General features: G+C 59.8%; 19 protein-coding genes. 3 read left to right on the forward strand and 16 right to left on the reverse strand.

Annotated features, from left to right (window positions below; genetic code table 11):
* Positions 1 to 53: 53 nt before the first annotated feature.
* The 11 genes from RAE19_RS17595 to RAE19_RS17645 all read right to left on the reverse strand — a co-directional run bounded on the left by RAE19_RS17595 (position 54) and on the right by RAE19_RS17645 (position 9,534).
* Complete coding sequence (locus tag RAE19_RS17595; protein WP_313876094.1) at positions 54 to 1,127, reverse strand: NAD(P)/FAD-dependent oxidoreductase; 1,074 nt, start codon at positions 1,125 to 1,127, stop codon at positions 54 to 56.
* A 13-nt stretch (positions 1,128 to 1,140) separates the two neighbouring features.
* On the reverse strand, positions 1,141 to 1,470 hold the full coding sequence (gene fdxA / locus RAE19_RS17600) for a ferredoxin FdxA (protein WP_313876095.1): 330 nt from the start codon (positions 1,468 to 1,470) through the stop codon (positions 1,141 to 1,143).
* 108 nt (positions 1,471 to 1,578) lie between these two features.
* Positions 1,579 to 2,952: a sulfate adenylyltransferase subunit 1 gene (locus RAE19_RS17605; protein ID WP_313876096.1), complete on the reverse strand. Its 1,374-nt coding sequence runs from the start codon at positions 2,950 to 2,952 to the stop codon at positions 1,579 to 1,581.
* Entirely contained in the window at positions 2,952 to 3,884 is a 933-nt protein-coding gene (gene cysD, locus RAE19_RS17610; protein WP_087493768.1) for a sulfate adenylyltransferase subunit CysD, read from the reverse strand. The genes RAE19_RS17605 and cysD overlap by 1 nt, the downstream gene beginning before the upstream one ends.
* Positions 3,881 to 4,681, reverse strand: coding sequence for a phosphoadenylyl-sulfate reductase (locus RAE19_RS17615; RefSeq protein WP_430962557.1), 801 nt, complete (start codon positions 4,679 to 4,681; stop codon positions 3,881 to 3,883). The genes cysD and RAE19_RS17615 overlap by 4 nt, the downstream gene beginning before the upstream one ends.
* Complete coding sequence (locus tag RAE19_RS17620) at positions 4,678 to 5,067, reverse strand: DUF934 domain-containing protein (RefSeq protein ID WP_313876097.1); 390 nt, start codon at positions 5,065 to 5,067, stop codon at positions 4,678 to 4,680. Before RAE19_RS17620 ends, RAE19_RS17615 begins: the two co-directional genes overlap by 4 nt.
* 39 nt (positions 5,068 to 5,106) lie before the next feature.
* Entirely contained in the window at positions 5,107 to 6,915 is a 1,809-nt protein-coding gene (locus RAE19_RS17625) for a nitrite/sulfite reductase (RefSeq protein ID WP_313876098.1), read from the reverse strand.
* A gap of 19 nt (positions 6,916 to 6,934) precedes the next feature.
* Positions 6,935 to 7,726: a sulfite exporter TauE/SafE family protein gene (locus RAE19_RS17630; protein ID WP_313876099.1), complete on the reverse strand. Its 792-nt coding sequence runs from the start codon at positions 7,724 to 7,726 to the stop codon at positions 6,935 to 6,937.
* A 267-nt stretch (positions 7,727 to 7,993) separates the two neighbouring features.
* Positions 7,994 to 8,320, reverse strand: a complete 327-nt coding sequence (locus RAE19_RS17635; RefSeq protein ID WP_313876100.1) for a cupin domain-containing protein — start codon at positions 8,318 to 8,320, stop codon at positions 7,994 to 7,996.
* Positions 8,317 to 8,754, reverse strand: coding sequence for a GNAT family N-acetyltransferase (locus RAE19_RS17640; RefSeq protein WP_313876101.1), 438 nt, complete (start codon positions 8,752 to 8,754; stop codon positions 8,317 to 8,319). Before RAE19_RS17640 ends, RAE19_RS17635 begins: the two co-directional genes overlap by 4 nt.
* 30 nt (positions 8,755 to 8,784) lie before the next feature.
* The gene (locus RAE19_RS17645) at positions 8,785 to 9,534 is read right to left on the reverse strand and encodes a GNAT family N-acetyltransferase (RefSeq protein WP_313876102.1); all 750 of its coding nucleotides are present in this window, start codon (positions 9,532 to 9,534) and stop codon (positions 8,785 to 8,787) included.
* A 99-nt stretch (positions 9,535 to 9,633) separates the two neighbouring features.
* Between RAE19_RS17645 and RAE19_RS17650 the strand changes: the two genes are divergently transcribed.
* Positions 9,634 to 11,127: a PLP-dependent aminotransferase family protein gene (locus RAE19_RS17650; protein WP_313876103.1), complete on the forward strand. Its 1,494-nt coding sequence runs from the start codon at positions 9,634 to 9,636 to the stop codon at positions 11,125 to 11,127.
* Here RAE19_RS17650 and RAE19_RS17655 read toward each other — a convergent pair.
* Both RAE19_RS17655 and RAE19_RS17660 read right to left on the reverse strand, forming a co-directional pair.
* Entirely contained in the window at positions 11,117 to 11,797 is a 681-nt protein-coding gene (locus tag RAE19_RS17655; protein ID WP_313876104.1) for an SDR family oxidoreductase, read from the reverse strand. The genes RAE19_RS17650 and RAE19_RS17655 overlap by 11 nt on opposite strands.
* Before the next feature lie 36 nt (positions 11,798 to 11,833).
* Complete coding sequence (locus RAE19_RS17660) at positions 11,834 to 12,646, reverse strand: inositol monophosphatase family protein (RefSeq protein ID WP_313876105.1); 813 nt, start codon at positions 12,644 to 12,646, stop codon at positions 11,834 to 11,836.
* A 72-nt stretch (positions 12,647 to 12,718) separates the two neighbouring features.
* On the opposite strand from RAE19_RS17660, the gene RAE19_RS17665 reads away from it, so the two are divergent.
* Positions 12,719 to 13,342, forward strand: coding sequence for a TetR/AcrR family transcriptional regulator (locus tag RAE19_RS17665; RefSeq protein WP_313876106.1), 624 nt, complete (start codon positions 12,719 to 12,721; stop codon positions 13,340 to 13,342).
* Between the two features lie 459 nt (positions 13,343 to 13,801).
* Here the strand turns inward: RAE19_RS17665 and RAE19_RS17670 are convergent, their stop codons facing one another.
* From RAE19_RS17670 to RAE19_RS17680, 3 genes are read right to left on the reverse strand one after another with little or no spacing between them, the layout of a single operon-like run.
* Entirely contained in the window at positions 13,802 to 14,647 is an 846-nt protein-coding gene (locus RAE19_RS17670; protein ID WP_313876107.1) for a 2OG-Fe(II) oxygenase family protein, read from the reverse strand.
* 26 nt (positions 14,648 to 14,673) lie between these two features.
* Positions 14,674 to 15,672 carry a nucleoside hydrolase gene (locus tag RAE19_RS17675; RefSeq protein WP_313876108.1) on the reverse strand — a complete coding sequence of 333 codons (999 nt, stop codon included), beginning with the start codon at positions 15,670 to 15,672 and terminating at the stop codon, positions 14,674 to 14,676.
* Between the two features lie 36 nt (positions 15,673 to 15,708).
* Positions 15,709 to 16,641, reverse strand: a complete 933-nt coding sequence (locus tag RAE19_RS17680; protein ID WP_313876109.1) for a ribokinase — start codon at positions 16,639 to 16,641, stop codon at positions 15,709 to 15,711.
* Positions 16,642 to 16,723: 82 nt separating this feature from the next.
* Between RAE19_RS17680 and RAE19_RS17685 the strand changes: the two genes are divergently transcribed.
* Positions 16,724 to 17,665: a PfkB family carbohydrate kinase gene (locus RAE19_RS17685; RefSeq protein WP_313876110.1), complete on the forward strand. Its 942-nt coding sequence runs from the start codon at positions 16,724 to 16,726 to the stop codon at positions 17,663 to 17,665.
* Position 17,666 lies beyond the last annotated feature (1 nt).

Here is a 17,666-nt window from a genome sequence, read left to right on the forward strand (position 1 = left end):
TAGCGTGTTTTTTGAGTGATTTTAGAAACACGCTAAATTTTTAGATTCTGTCGCTAACTTTTTTCTTGGGTTCCAACACCGAGGAGCTGATGCAATCGCGTGCTCGTGGTGGTGTACTGCAAGAGCACTTTTTTCTCTGGAGAAATAAATGCCATCGCTGCGAAGGACGCTAGTGTAGCCTCATGAAAGCCACTCAAAATCAATTTTCGCTTTCCTGGATAAAAATTTATATCGCCGACCGCAAAAATTCCTGGAATTTCGCTCTGGAAGGTCTCTGTGCTCACCGGCACCTGCTTGCGTTCAAGGGTCCAACCCCAGTCGGCAATCGGTCCCATCTTTGGTGATACTCCCAAGCGCACCAGCACATGATCAGCGGCCACAGATATCTCGGTGCCTTCCGCCGTCAATACGTGCAATGAATTCAAGCGCGAACCATCAGTCCCGCATCCGGTGACCTGCGCTGGCAATACCCGGATGGTGCCGCTCTCGCGAGCGGCATCGAGTTGCTGCAGTGTGGCGGGCTCACCCGTGAAAACATCGCGCCTGTGGATCAAGGTCACACTGGCAGGACGATGGGCATCCACTGGCGCATATGCCGCTTGCAAAGCTGCAGTAACGGCCGATTCATCCCCACCCAGCACCACGACGTGGGCACCCTGCAAACTGCCTTCCGTCAGGGCGGCGTCGTGGGGGTAATGCACCTGGAGGTTCTCGAAAGGCTCAAGCTCCGGAACAGCCGGTTTGCGCGGGACAAAAGCACCGACACCAGCGGCTACAAACAAGGCCTTGGCGATGAATGTGGTACCAGCGTCGGTAATTAGGTGCAAACGACCATCCTCCAAACGGGTGACCGATTCGACCAACTGGGAGAAATGCATCTGCGCCTGAAAAGGCGCTATCTGCTGCAGCAGACTTTGCGTGAGGCCGCGGCCGGTGGTGACCGGTGTGCCGGGGATGTCGTAGATCGGCTTGTCGGCATAAAGCTCCATGCACTGGCCGCCAGCGTAAGGCAGGGCATCAATGACATGGGCCTGCACTTCGTGCAGGCCCAGTTGGAACACTTGGAACAGGCCTACCGGGCCTGCTCCGATGACGACGGCATCGGCTTCAATCACAGGGGCAGCCATGCCGAATTTGTGATCAGCGGATCAGCTGCGACAGCTTGCCGGTCTTGTCTTTCCAGTCGTCCGCATCTGCCAATGGTGCCTTGCGCTTGGTAATGCTCTTCCAGCCGGGCAGGCGGGCGAGCTCTGCGTTCAGGGCAATCATGTGCTGCTGGTCCTTGGGTGCGTCTTCTTCCGCGTAGATCGCGTTGGCTGGGCACTCGGGAATGCAGACGGCGCAGTCGATGCATTCATCGGGGTCGATCGTCAGGAAATTGGGGCCTTCGCGGAAGCAATCCACGGGGCACACGTCCACGCAGTCGGTGTATTTGCACTTGATACAGGCTTCGGTGACGATGTGTGTCATGTTGTTTGAGAGCAGTAAATAAGAGGGCGGGCACATAAATGCCAAGCCCTTGATTTTATTGGGTTTTGCAGACGCCCCTTGTCACGGGGGCATCTCCTTTGCGTTGTATCAACTCAGCAGCAGGGCGCCGGAGGTCTTGTGCGAGGCGGTGTCCACCAGAATCAGCGAGCCCAGCACACGGCTTTGCGCGTACGGAACGGCGGTAATTGCCTCTTGCAAAGCGAGCTCGATATGGCCGATGGCGTTGGGCGCAATCTCGGTTGCATCGTGCTCTTGCAAGGTGTTGATATCCAGGCTGTGGACGATGCGCTTGACCTTGGCCTTGATCCAGCGGTGGCCATGCAGGGCCAGGTACACACGGCCGGCAACCAGAGGCTCATCGTCCATCCAGGCCACCGTGGCCTTGATTTCGCGGGTAGCTTCGGCAAAAGCGCGGGGCTTGGGGGTATCCGCGAATTCGTCGTCCGGATCTGCGGCGGGCGTGACTTGGGCCAGCAACCAGTCCCCGCGGGACACATCCACTTCGCGGTCCAGCGTGATGCCGGCGCCATGGCCTGCGGCAATGCTGCCAGGCACGCGGGCGTGGTTCACCACCTGGGCCACCACGGCGGTCTGGCCGCTGGGGTGGATGCTCACGGTGTCGCCCACATGCACGGTGCCGGTGGCCACACGGCCCCAGAACACGCGGCGGCCCTGCGAGGTGTCGGCAGAGTTATGGAACTTTTCGACCCATTGCACCGGGAAGGCGAAGGGCACATCAGTCTCAGCGGCGGTAACGGGCAGTGTCTCCAGCAGGGCCAGCAGGCTCGGGCCTTGGTAGCCGCACCAGCCGGGCGTGGATTCCACCACGTTGTGGCCCTTGAGGGCAGACATGGGGATGGTGGCCGTCACGTTAATGCCAGCTTGCTTGGCAAAGGCCTGCAGTGCTTCGCTGATCTTGGCAAACGCGGCGGTGGCGTCGTCGCCCAAGGCGTCAAGCTTGTTCACCGCAAAGATGATGCCGGGCACGCGCAACAGGTTGACCAGCAGGCTGTGGCGGCGGGTCTGGGGCAGCAGGTCTACCATGCCGTCCACATTCCACTTGAGCTTGGTGGCATCCACCAGTACCACGGCGGCATGGGCGCTGCTGGCGGCGGTGACCATGTTGCGGGTGTACTGCTCGTGGCCGGGCGCGTCACCAATGATGAACTTGCGCGTGGGCGTAGCGAAGTAGCGGTAGGCCACGTCGATGGTGATGCCTTGCTCGCGCTCGGCGCTCAAACCGTCGGTGAACAGCGCCAAGTCGGCTTCGCCGCTCTTGGAAACGTTGGCCAACTGGTCTTGCAGCACTGATCGGCTGTCTACCAACAGGCGGCCGATCAGGGTGCTCTTGCCGTCGTCCACGCTGCCGCAGGTGATGAAGCGCAGGGCGGATGAAGTGTCATTTTGGCTGCTAGTGCCCGTGGAATGTGCGGGAGTAGCTATAGAAATAGTAGCGGTCATCAGAAGTACCCGTCTTTCTTACGTTTTTCCATCGAGGCTTCGGACGTCTTGTCGTCCATGCGGGTGGCGCCGCGCTCGCTCACGTCGGCAGCCAGCGTTTCGATCACGATGTCGGCAGCGGTCGCGGCCAGGCTTTCCACCGGGCAGGTGCAGGTGATGTCGCCCACGGTGCGGAAACGTACGTCACGGCTCTCGATGGTTTCGCCTTCCTTGGGAGGCGTCAGCTCCGTCACCGGAACCAGCAGGCCTTTGCGCTCGACCACATCGCGTTTGTGCGTGTAATACAGCGATGGCAGCGCGATCTTTTCGCGTTCGATGTACTGCCACACGTCCAGCTCGGTCCAGTTGCTGATGGGGAACACGCGGAAGTGTTCGCCGGGCTGCAGGCGGGTGTTGAACAGGGTCCACAACTCGGGGCGCTGGGCCTTGGGCTGCCACTGGCCGAAGCTGTCACGATGGGAAAAAATACGCTCTTTGGCGCGGGCTTTTTCCTCATCGCGGCGTGCGCCACCGATCAGGGCGTCAAAACGGAATTCGTCGATGGCTTCGAGCAGCGTGACCGACTGGTGCACATTGCGGCTCTCGCCGGGGTGGGCCAGGCGTACGGTACCGCGGGCCATGGAGTCTTCGACGCTGCGCACGATCAGCTCGGCACCCAGTTCCTTGGCGCGGAAGTCGCGGAAGTCGGTCACTTCATGGAAGTTGTGGCCGGTGTCGATCATCAGCAGGGGGTAAGGTATGCGGCCGACGCCAAACGCCTTTTCAGCGCACTTGAGCATCACCAACGAGTCTTTGCCGCCCGAGAACAGCAGGGCGGGGCGCTCAAACGCAGCTGCCACCTCGCGCAGGATGAAGATGGTTTCTTCTTCCAGCGCATCCAGGTGCTGGTTGGAGAGGCGGTCGAAATGGGTGGGTTCAGTCATGGCGTTCATGCTTTGGCTTCTTCATGTTTCACGTGCAGGCCGCATTCTTTGGCGGCTTCGTCTTCCCACCACCAGCGGCCGGAGCGGAAGTCTTCACCCAGGCTGATGGCGCGGGTGCAAGGCTCGCAGCCAATACTCGGGAAGAACTGGTCGTGCAGGGGGTTGTAGTCCAGCTTGTTGGTTTGGATGTAATGCCACACATCACCCCAAGTCCAGTTGGCCAGGGGGTTGATCTTGATGCGGGGCTCAGAGCTGTCCACCAAAGGCACATCGGCGCGGGCGCCAGATTGCTCGCGGCGCAGGCCGGTGATCCAGGCCTCTTTGCCTTTGAGCGCGCGCTCCAGCGGTTCCATCTTGCGGATGCCGCAGCAGGCTTTGCGCAGGGCGATGCTCTTGTACATCGCGTCCTTGCCTTCGCGGTCCACAAACTGCACCACCGATTCATTCACCGGCTGGTACACCGTGACCGCAGCGCGGCTGGAAGCTTTGAAGCGCTCCAGCAGGTCCAGGGTTTCTTGGTGCAGGGCGCCGGTTTCCAGCACAAAGATGCCGATGTCCAGCTTTAGGCTGTTGATCAGGTGGCTGATGACCACGTCCTCAGCGCCCAGGCTGCAGGCTTGGGTGACGGTGGCAGCCCCACCATCTACACCCGCGTATTGGGCTGCGGCTTGGGCGAGCACGCCTTGAGCTTCGGCCAGCTTGATGATGTATTCGCCGCTGGCTTCAGCGTTGCGGGCCATGGCGCTGCCGGCGGGCTGCACTTGCACCGCAAAACGGTTGCCTAAAGAGGAAGTTTCGGCGCTCATGCCGCTTCGCCTTCACGGGCAAAGTGGGGCTTTACTGTGACCGCATCGCCTTGGTAGAAGCCGCGATATCGGTCGAACTGGCGTTGTGCAAAGTCGATGTTCTGGTCAGCGCGCAGCACGGCTACGTCGAAGCCGGTGCGCTCCATTTGCACCAGTTGGTCGATCAGCACGTCGCCGGTAGCGCGCAGCTCGCCGGTAAAGCCCATGCGGCGGCGCAGCAAAAAGGCCTGGCTGTACGCGCGGCCGTCGGTGAACTTGGGAAAGTTCAGGTCGATGCGGGTGACGCCCGCAAGGTCCAGCGCACGGGGGTCTTCGGTGTTTGCCAGTTTAATAACGTTCTGGCCTTCAGCGCCCGTGGAGTGTGCGGAAGCAGCTATCAATTTCATAGTGTTTTCTTTCTTTCGGCGTCCGGGGCTTCAGGCTTCTTAAGCGTCTTTGGCGTAGCCATCTTTTTTGGGCAGGGCGTGCAGGTCTTCGTGCTTGTCAGCCAAGCGGGCGCTGTTAGCAGCCGCCTTGAAGGGGTCCATGCCTACGCGTTTGAAACAGTCGATAAAGGTCTCGCTGCCCGCGCGGTGTTGGCGGAAGGTGTCGAGCACGGCCTCAATCACACCGGGCACTTCGAGCGCGCCGAATGAGGGGCCCACCACCTTGCCGGGGACGGCTTCGCCGCTCAGTGCCGAGCCGTCGGAGCCGCCCAGGGACACCTGGTACCACTCCTTGCCGTCCTTATCCACGCCCAGAATGCCGATGTGGCCGCTGTGGTGGTGGCCGCAGGAGTTGATGCAACCGCTGATGTGCAGGTCGATCTCGCCCAGGTCGTGCAGTTCGTCCATGTCTTGGTAGCGCTCGGTGATTTGGGCGGCAATCGGGATGGAACGGGCATTGGCCAGCGCGCAGAAATCGCCGCCGGGGCAGGCAATCATGTCGGTCAGCAGGCGCACATTGCTGCGGGCCAAACCGGCGTGGCTGGCAGCCACCCACAGGGCGGGCAGGTCTTCGGCGCGCACCCAGGGCAAGAGCAGGTTCTGGTCGTGCGTCACGCGCACTTCACCGGCGCTGAATTCATCGGCCAAAGCGGCAGCGGTATCTAGCTGGTCGGCATCCGCATCGCCGGGGGCTTGACCCAGACGCTTGTACGACAGGGTGACTGCGCGCAGTGCAGGGTTCTTGTGCGGGGCCACGTTTTGCTGCAACCAGCGCTCGTAGTCCTTCTGGCGCTCAGGTGGAATTGCTACAGTTTTAGTAGCTGCTGGCGCACGCTCTGTAAGGGCTGGAGGCACAAAACTTGCTGTAACGCGGTCCAGCTCGGCTTGGCTGATGGTGTGGGGCGCACCGTCGCGGGTGATGATTTGCTCGTACTCGGCTTCCACCTCGTCGATGTAGCGCTGGCCTTCGGCCTTGACCAAAATCTTTATACGGGCCTTGTACAGGTTGTCGCGGCGGCCCCAGCGGTTGTACACGCGCACCACCGCCTCCAGGTAATTCATGATCTGGTTCCAGGGCAGGAAGGCGCGGATCTCGGTGCTGATAACCGGGGTGCGGCCCATGCCGCCGCCCACAAACACGCGGAAGCCCAGTTCGCCCGCATCGTTCTTGATCAGGTGCAGGCCCACGTCGTGCCAGCGCACGGCGGCGCGGTCTTCGGTGGCGCCGGTGATGGCGATCTTGAACTTGCGGGGCAGGAAGGCGAACTCAGGGTGCAGCGTGCTCCATTGGCGCATGATTTCGGCAAACGGGCGGGGGTCGGCAATCTCATCCACCGCCACACCGGCCAGCTCGTCGCTGGTGATGTTGCGGATGCAGTTGCCGCTGGTCTGGATGCCGTGCATGTTCACGGTGGCCAGCAGGTCCATCACGTCGGCGCTCTTGGCCAGCGGAATCCAGTTGAACTGCACGTTCTGGCGGGTGGTGAAGTGGCCGTAGCCCACGGGCAGGTGGGTGGTGCCCCAGGTGGCCTGGGTGCCGATGGCCTTGTCAAACACCTCTTTGCTCGGGTGGTCGTATTCGCGGGCAATGCGGGCCAGCACGCGCAACTGCGCGCTGGAGAGCTCGCCGTAGGGCACGGCTACGCGCAGCATGGGCGCGTAGCGCTGGATGTACCAGCCGTTTTGCAAGCGCAGGGGGCGGAACTCTTCGTCGCTCAAGGTGCCGGCTTGGTTGCGTTCCAGTTGGTCGCGGTGCTGGGCCGCGCGGGCGCGGATGAACTGGCGGTCAAATTCGGTGTATTGGTACATAGACGTGGTGCAGCAAAGATCAGAGAGCGATGAGTTTCAAACCGGCATAAGCCAGCAGCAGGGACAACAGAGAGCGGATCACCCGCTCCGGGGTTTTGAACATCAGGTGCGAGCCCACCCAGATACCTGGGAGCGAGCCTGCCAGCAACTTGGCCAACAGAGGCCAATCCACTGAGCCGAGGGACGCGTGGCCCATGCCGGCCACCAAGGTCAGAGGCACTGCATAGGCAATGTCCGCCGCCACAATGCGGGGCAGGGGCAACAAGGGGTACAACAGCATCAACACCGTGACGCCGATGGCTCCCGCGCCGACGGAGGTGAGTGTAACCAGCGTGCCAATGAGGGCGCCGAACAACAGCGGCAGACTCCAATGGCGCGGGCGAGCAGCAGCCGCTTCATGGCCAGCTGCAATGGACTTGGGGCCTGACTTGCCGCGCACGGCCTTAAAGAGGGTGGCTGCGGCAGTCAGCAACAGGGCCACGCCCAAGGTGCTGGTCATGATCTTTTGTACTTCTCCGCTGGTGGCGCCCAGTTGGTGCAGCACGTAAAGCGTTGCCAGTGCCGCAGGGATGCTGCCGGCCGACAAATTGAGAACTACCGGCCAGTCGATATGGCCGGAGCGTGCCAGTTTGACGGTGCCGCCCATTTTGGTGAAAGCGGCAAACAGCAGGTCGGTACCGACCGCCATGTAAGGCTTGACCCCAAAGAAGAAAATCAGGATGGGCGTCATCAACGAGCCGCCGCCCACACCCGTCAGGCCCACGATCGTGCCCACAAAAAAGCCCGCCAGTACAAACGCCAAATCATGCATGGCGGCGACTGTAGGCGGGCCGGCTTAGATTGAAAACTACTTTTTAGCTATGGGGGTATGAGGTCTGGTTATATGGAGGCCGCAGGGATCGATGGGAAACGGATTCAGCAATGCTAGCTTTCGACCCAAAACGGAAATCAGTCGGTTCATACTGATTGCTTGATAGCAGTCATTCTCCTCCGGCCCATTATGGTGGATCGATTGACGGCCGGTATGGGGCGGAATTGGTAGCAGAACAAGTTGACTCTGGGCTCTCTTGGACTTCTCTTATGCGCCTGGTCCGAAGACTGCCCAGACAGCGGTATCTGACGTGTGGTTCACGAAGCAGTGTGACTCACCCTTGGCGGCAAATAGCAGATCACCAGTCGAAAACCCAACACGCACCGTCCCGCGCACGAACTCACCTTGTCCGGTCACGACAACATAGACCTCGTCGCGATCATGCGGGGATTGTGGATCCGGATTCGGTGGACGGTACCAACGCGCTTCAAGACCAGAGGTGTTCAGCACCTGTTTGCTCAATCGGCCATCTGGCACCGGAAGCGCGTCGCCCTGAGCAGTGGTCACGCGAGTGGGAATAGGCGGAGTGTTCATACTAGCTTTCGGTATTGGACAAAGCCGCTCTTGTCGGCGATCTTGTCGTAGAGGTGCATGGCATCGGTGTTGGTCTCGTGCGTAAGCCAATGCACGCGACTCGCTCCTTTCACCCTGGCTGCGGCATAAACATAATCAATCAGAGCCCGTCCCACGCCCTTACCACGCAGTTCTGGCGAAGCAAACAGGTCTTGTAGGTATACGTAATCTCCCGCTGTCCAGCAACTACGGTGAAAGATGTAATGGACCATGCCGACCAGCACACCGTCTTGCTCGGCCACGGCGCAGTGCATGGGCTCTGCGGGATCGAGGAAACGGGCCCAAGTTGTCTGAGTCACAGCCTCAGTGAGGCTCGTCTTGTAAAAGGTTTGGTAACCCTGCCACAAGGGTAGCCACTGCGCATAGTCTTTTTCTGTTGCAATACGGATGTTCATGGCTTTTTGCTCAGATTAGGTCTAGTGGACTTACTGCCGTGCTGTCGGAAGGCCAGTGGGAATGCGAGATACCAGCCTCTGGCGGATGTCTACCAATGACATGCATTGCGTGCCATCCGGCTCAAAATTGTCTTCCGAGAGCCAGGTTTCCAATGCGGCTTTGATGACGGGCCACTCACTATCAATGATGGAGAACCACGCCGTGTCGCGTGAACGGCTCTTGTAGATCACTGCTTGACGGAAGATTCCCTCAAACGTGAAACCGAGACGCAGTGCTGCGCTGCGCGAAGGTGCGTTGAAGCTGTCGCACTTCCACTCAAATCGGCGGTAGCCGAGTGTCTCGAACACATGCTTCATCAACATGTATTGCACTTCAGTGGCGGCTGGAGTCCGTTGCAACAGGGGCGAGTAATAGACGTTGCCAACTTCCACCACGCCAGAGTTTGGATCGACACGCATCAAGGTGAGGTAACCCACGGCAGTCTGGGTCTTACTGTCAACGATGGCAAAGAACAGAGGGTCTCGGCTTGTTTGTATGGATTCCAGATATGCCATTAGAGCCCCCATTGTGGCGAAGGGCTCACTGAAGAGGTACGTCCAGTCGCGATCATCAGGAGCGGTCGAGAGGGCGGCAAACAGATCGGGACCATGGCGTTTGGCGTTGATAGGCTCAAGGCGGCAGAACTGCCCTTGCAGTGTGGTGGGTGTTGGTGCCTGACGGGGCGTCCATTGGAGTATTGGATCACCGATCGACTGGTTGAATTCATTGAGGCGTGGCATGCTTTGGAAACTCTTGCGGAAGTGAGAAGAGCACACTGTAGGCACATCATGGTCTGATATAAAGTGCCAGTAGCAATGATTCTTATAGTGCCACGAACCATGAACTCTCAGCCTTCGCTGTTGGAAGCGCCGCTCGACAAAAGCAGCACAGATCCTTTGCAGCGACAACTATGTGCTCGCATCAAGAGTGCCATTGTGGACGGGCGCCTACCTGCGGGTGTGCGCTTGCCGGCCACGCGGGTCCTCGCACAAACTCTAGCCATATCTCGCAATACTGTCAGCATTGCATATGAACAGTTACTGGCTGAAGGCTATGTGTTGTCCGATCGCCAAGGCACGGTAGTTGCTACGCTACGCCCTTCTGTGTTCCCACACGCGCGTCGTCATCACCTGCCCCGCAGCGAGGCCCTACTTTCACATCCAAATCTGGCCGATCGTCTAAAGAGCCTGCGCCCCACAGCATCAGTGCCGGCCGACTTGACCGCCTTCCGCCCGGGCGTGCCTGCACTCAATCAGTTTCCGCTGGCGCAATGGCGCAAGGCTTTGGACAACGTCACTCGCACTGACACACCCTACATGCTCAATTACGGTGACCCGTTGGGGCAAAGTGCACTGCGCTCTGCGATTGCCGAACATTTGGCGCTTACTCGGGGCGTGCACTGTGAAGCAGCCCAGGTGGTCATAACCGAAGGAGCGCAAGAAGCACTGGCGTTGTGCGTGCGCTTGCTTACCAATCCGGGTGACACGGTTTGGATGGAGGACCCGGGCTATCGGGGTGCTAAGTCCGCTTTCTACGCTGGTGATGTTCGCGTACGTCCCATGCGACTGGACACTGAGGGCTTGCAGTTCACCAGCAGTGACTGGCGCAATCACACGCCGCGGGTGGTCTACACAACGCCATCGCATCAATACCCTCTGGGCAACGTGATGTCGGTGGCGCGCAGACTTGCGCTGATAGCAGCAGCGCAAGCGCACAACGCATGGATTATTGAAGACGACTACGACAGCGAGTTTCGGTTGGAGGGCGCACCCATAGGTGCCATGCAAGGTCTGGTGGATGACGCCCCAGTGCTATACGTGGGCACGTTTTCGAAAACTATGTTCCCCGCCTTGCGCTTAGGATTCTTGGTCTTACCCACGCGATTGCTCGCAAGGTTGGAATCGCCTTTGCGCGAACTGCTTCGCGGTGGCCACAACCACGAACAGTTAGCGATGGCGCAGTTCATCACATCCGGCCAATTTGCGCGCCATCTGGCCCGCATGCGCCGCTTGTACAGAGAGCGCCAGCAAGTCCTTCGGCATGCGCTTACACAACACTTGAGTGTGCCGCACAGTCTAGAGGGAGGGCGTTGCGGATTGCATCTTTGCGTACGATTTGATGCGAAGTACCCTGATACAGCTGTCGCAGAAGCCGCTCGGCGCTACGGTATGGCGCCGCAAGCTTTGTCTGCATTCGCGCTCTCAGCCACACCAGAAGACAACGGGCTGGTTTTAGGTTACGGCAACACGCCGATTGAGACCATGGGCTCGTTGGTATCTTGCTTGCGACGAATACTTCACAGTGTCGAATTGAAGCCAAATTTCACTGGCTAGAAGCACGCAACCACACGGGAATTGAGCCGTCATCGTCCTCAAACACGTCCCAGATGCTGCCGTGCGGGGCCGATTTCGCAGCGGCCATCAACGTCTTCGCGAGTTCGCGCCGGGCAATGGTTCGCTTCATGTCTAGACGGTGCGTCGCCGGGGTGACTGCGATTGCTCGTGCCTGACCCGTGGTGTCATCCGCGTTGACCAGCCTTGCCGCTCTCACGATGACGTAAGGCAGTCCACTTTGAGCCAGCGCGGCTTCGCGATCCACCACGTTTTTCTGCATTCCTCGCTTGGCAAGGTTGAGCAAATGCCAGACCCATGAAGGCTTGTCCGGTCCAATGACGGACAGCAGCACGATCTTGGGATGTTTGGTGTGTTTTTTGGCTGCATGGATTGAATTCATGAATCCGTCGAACATCAAGGATCGAACTTCCTGCCGGGATGCAAACCGTTTGTGAATGTCCGCCGTAAAGAAGACAGCATCGAAGTCTCCATCCAACGCTCGTGCTATGGCATTTGGTTCGGTCACATCGGCGCTGTACGGCTCGATCAATTCTGTTGCGGGTAGCGGCCGCCGAGAGATTGCTCGAACGTGCTGCCCACTGCTAGCAAGAAGGCGGACAATCTCCAGCCCAGTCCCACTGCTGGCGCCAATCACTGCAAATTTCTTCATTGAGATGCCTTTGTATCGGTTAGTCTCTGGGAGTGCTTAGGCAACTTGCTGTAGTACTTTGACTGCAGCAGTGTGCAAACCTGGTGCGGCGGCAACAAAATCGGAGCTGGCCAGCGTCCACGGCGCGCCATGCCAGTCCGTCACTACGCCACCGGCCTCGCGCACCAGAAGCGCTCCAGCTACCAGACCTGATAGAACGTTGCTGGATTGCCAAAAAGCGTCCAGACGTCCAGTCGCCACGTGCACCAGTTGCATGGTGGCGGGTACGGCCGTTTTGACCAATAAGGCCTGTTCCAGCATGGCTGCCATTGAACGGGCCAGACGAGCCCGTGTAGACGTATCTTCATCTGGTGTGGCTTGACCTGTGCTAACGAGCGCCGCTCGTAAATCTTGTTTGCAGGATGTTTGCAGTGGCTGGCCATTCAGAAAGGCTCCATGACCGCGCAGCGCGGTGTAGACCCTGAAGGTCAATGGCTCGTCCACCACCGTTAGTACGACTTCGTTATCACGCACCAAAGTGGCGGTCACACTCCAGTCGCCCATGCCATGGATGTGATTGACGTTGCCCTCCACCGGGTCCACTACCCACCATTCGCCAACCGGCAGAGGTCCTGTGGCTTTCTCATCCTCCAGCCAGTTGGCCTTGGGGCGGATCGCCTGCAGCAATTGACGCAAATGGCCTGTGGCCGCCTCGTCATTGGCATCGATCATCGCAAGCAGACTGGGCAAGTCTGCTGGGCGAGCACTGGTGTCAAAACGCTGGAGAAGGACCTGCCCCGTCTGGTGGACGGCTTGCGCCGTCTGCGCCAGCAGTAGAGTGTCTTCAGAATGGGAGAGAGGCTTGTTCATAAATTTGTCCTTGCGCTGTGATTGCGATACCTCAATAATATGAGCCATCGCTCATTATTGAAACTCGCATTCATGCCAAAGACCCAGCACCGGGCCGCAACTGCCTTGGCCCCTCGGAAAAAGCCATTGCAGGCGCGATCTGCGGCGACCGTGCAAGCCATCTTGGAGGCCGCCGCTCACATTCTGGAAACAGATGGCTTGACGGCTTGCTCTACTAACGCAGTGGCATTGAAGGCTGGCGTCAGCATCGGCTCTCTGTACCAATACTTCCCCTCCCGCGATGCCATCACCAAGGCGCTGATCCTGGCACAAACCACGGCGTTGCTCGAAGAGGTGGAAGCCATTGACACCCGCCGGGGTGGCCGAGCCGCATTGCAGCAGTTAGTGCGGGTTGCCATCGCACAGCAGCTCGATCGGCCGTCCCTAGCCAGAATTCTGGATGTTGAAGAGCAACGCCTCCCCATCGAACCAGACTTGCAAAGCTACGCTGCCAGGTTGCACGCTGCGATGCGCGGGATCCTGGCGCAACCAGACATGCCACCCGACGCACAGCAGCCCGAAGTCGCTGCCGACGTACTAGCCATCATCCGGGGCCTGGTGGATGCGGCTGGTGGACGTGGCGAGAGCAAATCTGAGTCATTGGCACGGCGAGTGCTGCGCGCAGTTTTTGGCTATCTGGATGCCGGTGGTGGGTGAGTGATGGCACATTCACTTGACGCATCTCCACTGAGATTCGCTTCTGTTTTAGAGCCCTGTTCGACCCCACACAGAATTCGACAACGCCCAACCGCCCACCGGTAAGCGGTAATTGGTCACAGGATTGGCGGGTGATTTCAACGCTCGCGGCGCACCGACGTGATCGTGCGCTTGGCGTGGCGGGTCGATGGATGCTCGACGAGTTGCGTCGAAACCTCGTCTCGTGATCCAACGGAACACCGGAAAGCGGCCCCTCGCGAACGCCTGCTCTTGGCCCGAAACTGCCTTTCTGAGATCCATTTCGAACGCTTATAGGCTCCATCTGCTACAAAAAAAGTAGCTGCTCGCACATATTATTAGAGCGCTAGCGGCCAATTTTTCCTAAAACAGCAGCGCCAAGCGTTGCGCTGCCAGAGTTCGCCAAGGCCGGAATTCTGATCTTCAGGGCCCGGGCGCACCTCAGGCTTTCTTGCCGCGCAACTCTTCCATACGTTCGTTGAAGTACGTTTCCACCGTGTAGCGTTCGGAGAGCACCACTTCGCGGCGAGGGTGCAAAAACAGCGGCAGCGAGATACGCGACTTGGTCGCACCTTCGCCGGTGGGGTTCAGCACCCGATGCACGGTGCTGGGGTAGTAGCCGCCGGAGGCTTCGGCCAGCATGTCGCCGATGTTGACGATCAGCAGACCGAAGTCGCAGGGCACATCGTGCCAAGCTTCATCCTTACCCAACACTTGGAGGCCGGGCTCGGTAGCGGCCGGCAGGATGGTCAAAAGGTTGATGTCACCATGGGCTGCGGCACGCACCGCGCCGGGTTCTTCATCGCCCCGCAGCGGCGGGTAGTGCAAAACGCGCAAGAGGGTGTGGTCGCTACCCTCAATCATGGCCGGCAGGGGCACCGAATACCGCGCCTTCACATCCGCTGGTGAGTTCGCTTCCACCCAGTTCAGCAGCGTGGCGGCCAAGGTGGCGCCTTCTTTGTAGTAGCGCTGGGCAGCGTCGCTCACCTCGGCCGGGTAGCGGCCCCACGGATAGATATGAAAGAACTCTTTCAAATCCTTCTTGGTGAAGTTCTTGGCTGTTTCTGACACGCTGGGCGAGAAATAGCCGTCGTGCTTGACCGGGTCGTTGGGGTATTTGGCTTTCGCCTCGGTTTTGAAAAATCCGAGCCATTCGGCGTAAATACTCTCGACCAGATCCTGGCTCAAGGGGTGGTTCTTCAGGACGCCAAAGCCGGTTTCGTGCAGGCTTTTGCAAAACTCTTGTGGAGCTGTCGGGCTGGTGAAGTCAACGACGGGTAAGTGCATGAGGGGACTCGCGCTTTCTGTGGGGCTTAGAGCCAGGAGGACATGAGGGTGGTTTCGATGAGCTGCAACGCTTCGTCGGCCTTGAGCTGCAGGCAGGCGTGGGTGTCGGGCACGTCGTCGCCCCAACCGGGCTGCGGATAGAAGATGTCCTTGCGGCGCATCATGGTCTGGCCATTGGCGGGGCCTTCAGTCGCCACGCGGATACGGCCGGTCTGGATTTCAAACAGCTCAGGGTTGGTGAGCGCCACAAAGGCCAGCACATCGTGACCGAAGCAGCCGTGAATTTTGGCCACATGCGGGTAGATGCCGCTGTAGAAGTCCGCGTAGAAGCTCACGGCGTGGTGCAGGGTGTCGGTAGCAATGTGCTTGTGGTGGTCTGCCACTTTTTTGAACAGGGCCAAGGGCACGATCAGCTGGTGGGTGACATCGAGGCCCACCATGGTGAGCTTCCAGCCGGCTGTGAACACAAAGTCTGCAGAGTGCGGGTCGTTCCAGATGTTGGCTTCGGCCACAGGGGACACGTTGCCGGGTTCCACCACGGTGCCGCCCATGATGAAGACTTCTTTCAGCAGCTTGGGCAGGTTGGGCTCGAGTTTCAGCGCGGTGGCGAGGTTGCCCAAGGGGCCGACAGCGACCAGGGTGATTTCGCCGGGGTGGGCGCGAGCCATGTCCACAATGAACTGCGCTGATGGGCGGGGGTCCAGCACACTGGTGGTCGCCACGCGGGAGGGCAGGTTGCCCAAGCCGTCGCCACCGTGGATGAAGTCAGGCGGTGTGCCAGGCGCTTTGAGCCAAGGTGTTTTTACGCCGAGGGTGACGGGGATCTTGCGGCCTGCAATTTCTGTCAGGTACAGGCCGTTGGTGGCTGCCTGCTCCACGGTCACATTGCCGAAGGTGGTGGTGATGCCCACCACATCAATGCCGGGGTGGGCCAGCGCGTAGTACAGCGCCATGGCGTCATCGACACCGGGGTCCGTGTCGTAAATCACTTTGCGGGCGGTGCTGGCAGTGGTGGCGTTGCTCATGGGGTATGTCTCGGTTAAGAATCGGGTTGAAAGGGTTTAGTTCAGGCCGCAAAAGCTGCGCAAGGCACTTTCACTGGCCGGATCGGAGATGGGCGAGGCGTCGAGCAGGGCTTGCACCTCTGCAGTATCCGGAATGCTGGACTGGGCCCCCCAGCGTGTGCAGGCCAAAGCGCTGGACGCGCTGGCAAACCGCAGGGCCGTGGGCAAGTCCTTCCCTTGGCTGAGTGCGGCCACCAGGCTGCCGCAGAAGGTGTCGCCTGCGCCAGTGGTGTCGACCGGAGTGATGGGGAATGCACTTTGCAGCACAAAACCCCCTAGGTGGCGGGCGCAGCTGCCGTGGTGGCCGAGGGTGACGACCACGGTGGGCACCGCCAAGCGCTCCAGGCAGGCCGCAATGCTGCCCTGGTGGCCGGATACCACGGCAAGCTCCCCTTCGTTGACAACCAGTACGTCAACCAGGGCCAACAATTCGGCAGGCAATGGCCGGGCAGGCGCCGCGTTCAGCACGACTTGCACACCTTTGGCTCGCGCCGCCTGTGCATAGGCAGTCACGGTGTCCAAGGGCGTTTCGAGTTGCAGAAGCAGGTGAGTGAACCCGGCCAGAGACGGCAAGTGCTCAGGGCGCAACTCGGCATTGGCGCCGGGTGCGACCGTGATGGCGTTTTCAGCATCATCGGACACGCAAATAAAGGCGGTTCCGGTCGGGTGGTCAGGGGTGCGCACGATGTGCATCGTGACCCCTGCTGATTGGAGCGAACTCTCTAAAGGCGATGCAAAGGCATCGTTCCCCAAACCCAGCAGCATGTGGGTGGGCGATCCGCCCGCTCTGGCGGATGCAACGGCCTGATTGGCTCCCTTGCCGCCGGGAAAGGTCTTGAAGTCGCGGCCGAGCACCGTCTCCCCCGGGGCAGGAATGTGAGGGGCGCGGACTACAAAGTCCAAATTGGCAGAGCCAGCCACAAGTATCATCGTTAGCACTCTCAGTTTGCGAAGCCGCTTATTTTGACGCTGAATTTGAGAGCGCCAGATAAGCCCTTCGATATAGACCTTAATGACCCCTGATCCGTCCGCTGCTTTTCTCTCGATCACCGTGGTAGGTGGCTCCAATATGGACGTGAGCGCCAAAGCGCATAGCGCAGTGACCGCCGGGGATTCCACGCCCGGGAGCATCCAATATTCACCCGGCGGAGTCGGCCGCAACTTGGCGGAGAACCTGGCTCGGCTCGGTGCGTGTGTGCAGTTGTTGTCCGTGGTGGGCGATGATGTATTCGGTCGCCAAGTAGTGACCAGCACCGCCGCAACCGGTGTGGGCGTTGACGCTGTGTTGACGATTACCGGTCAACGCACGGCGACCTATTTGTCCTTACATCAGCCCGATGGCGAGGTGGCGATGGCGGTGAATGACATGGACATTCTGGAGTCGCTCACGCCTGAGGTGTGTGCGGCTTCTCCCGCCTTGTCAGATGCCAATGCTTTGCTCCTGGTGGACTGCAATCTGGCGCAGCCAACGCTGGCCTACCTGCTGGGTCTGAAGCGCAAGGTAGTGGTCGATGGCGTGTCGGTGGCCAAGTGCCGGCGACTGGTGGGGCTCTTGGCGGGTGTGTATCTGCTCAAGCTCAACCACCTCGAGGCCAGTGCGCTCAGCGGTTTGCCGGTGGATACACCGGAGCAATGTCTGGCCGTGGTGCAGCACTTCCTGGATGGCGGCGTTGAGCGGGTGATCGTGAGTCACGGTGCATCCGGCCTTGCGTGGGGGCAACTGGGGTCAGAGCCCTTTTTCAGGCAGTCCCGCAAGGTGCAGGTGGTGAGCAGTACAGGGGCGGGCGATGCTTTGTTGGCAGGGGCAGTGGCTGCCCTGCTGGCGGGTAAAGTGCTGAAAGATGCGGTGGAGTACGGCGTTGCCTGCGCTGAGATCACGCTTTCAAGTACATTCGCCAACTCGCCGGATTTGAACGATGCCTCCGTCCGGCACCATATGAGCAAGAACGCATGAC

It is taken from the genome of Rhodoferax potami, from assembly GCF_032193805.1.
Lineage (GTDB): Bacteria > Pseudomonadota > Gammaproteobacteria > Burkholderiales > Burkholderiaceae_C > Allorhodoferax > Allorhodoferax potami_A.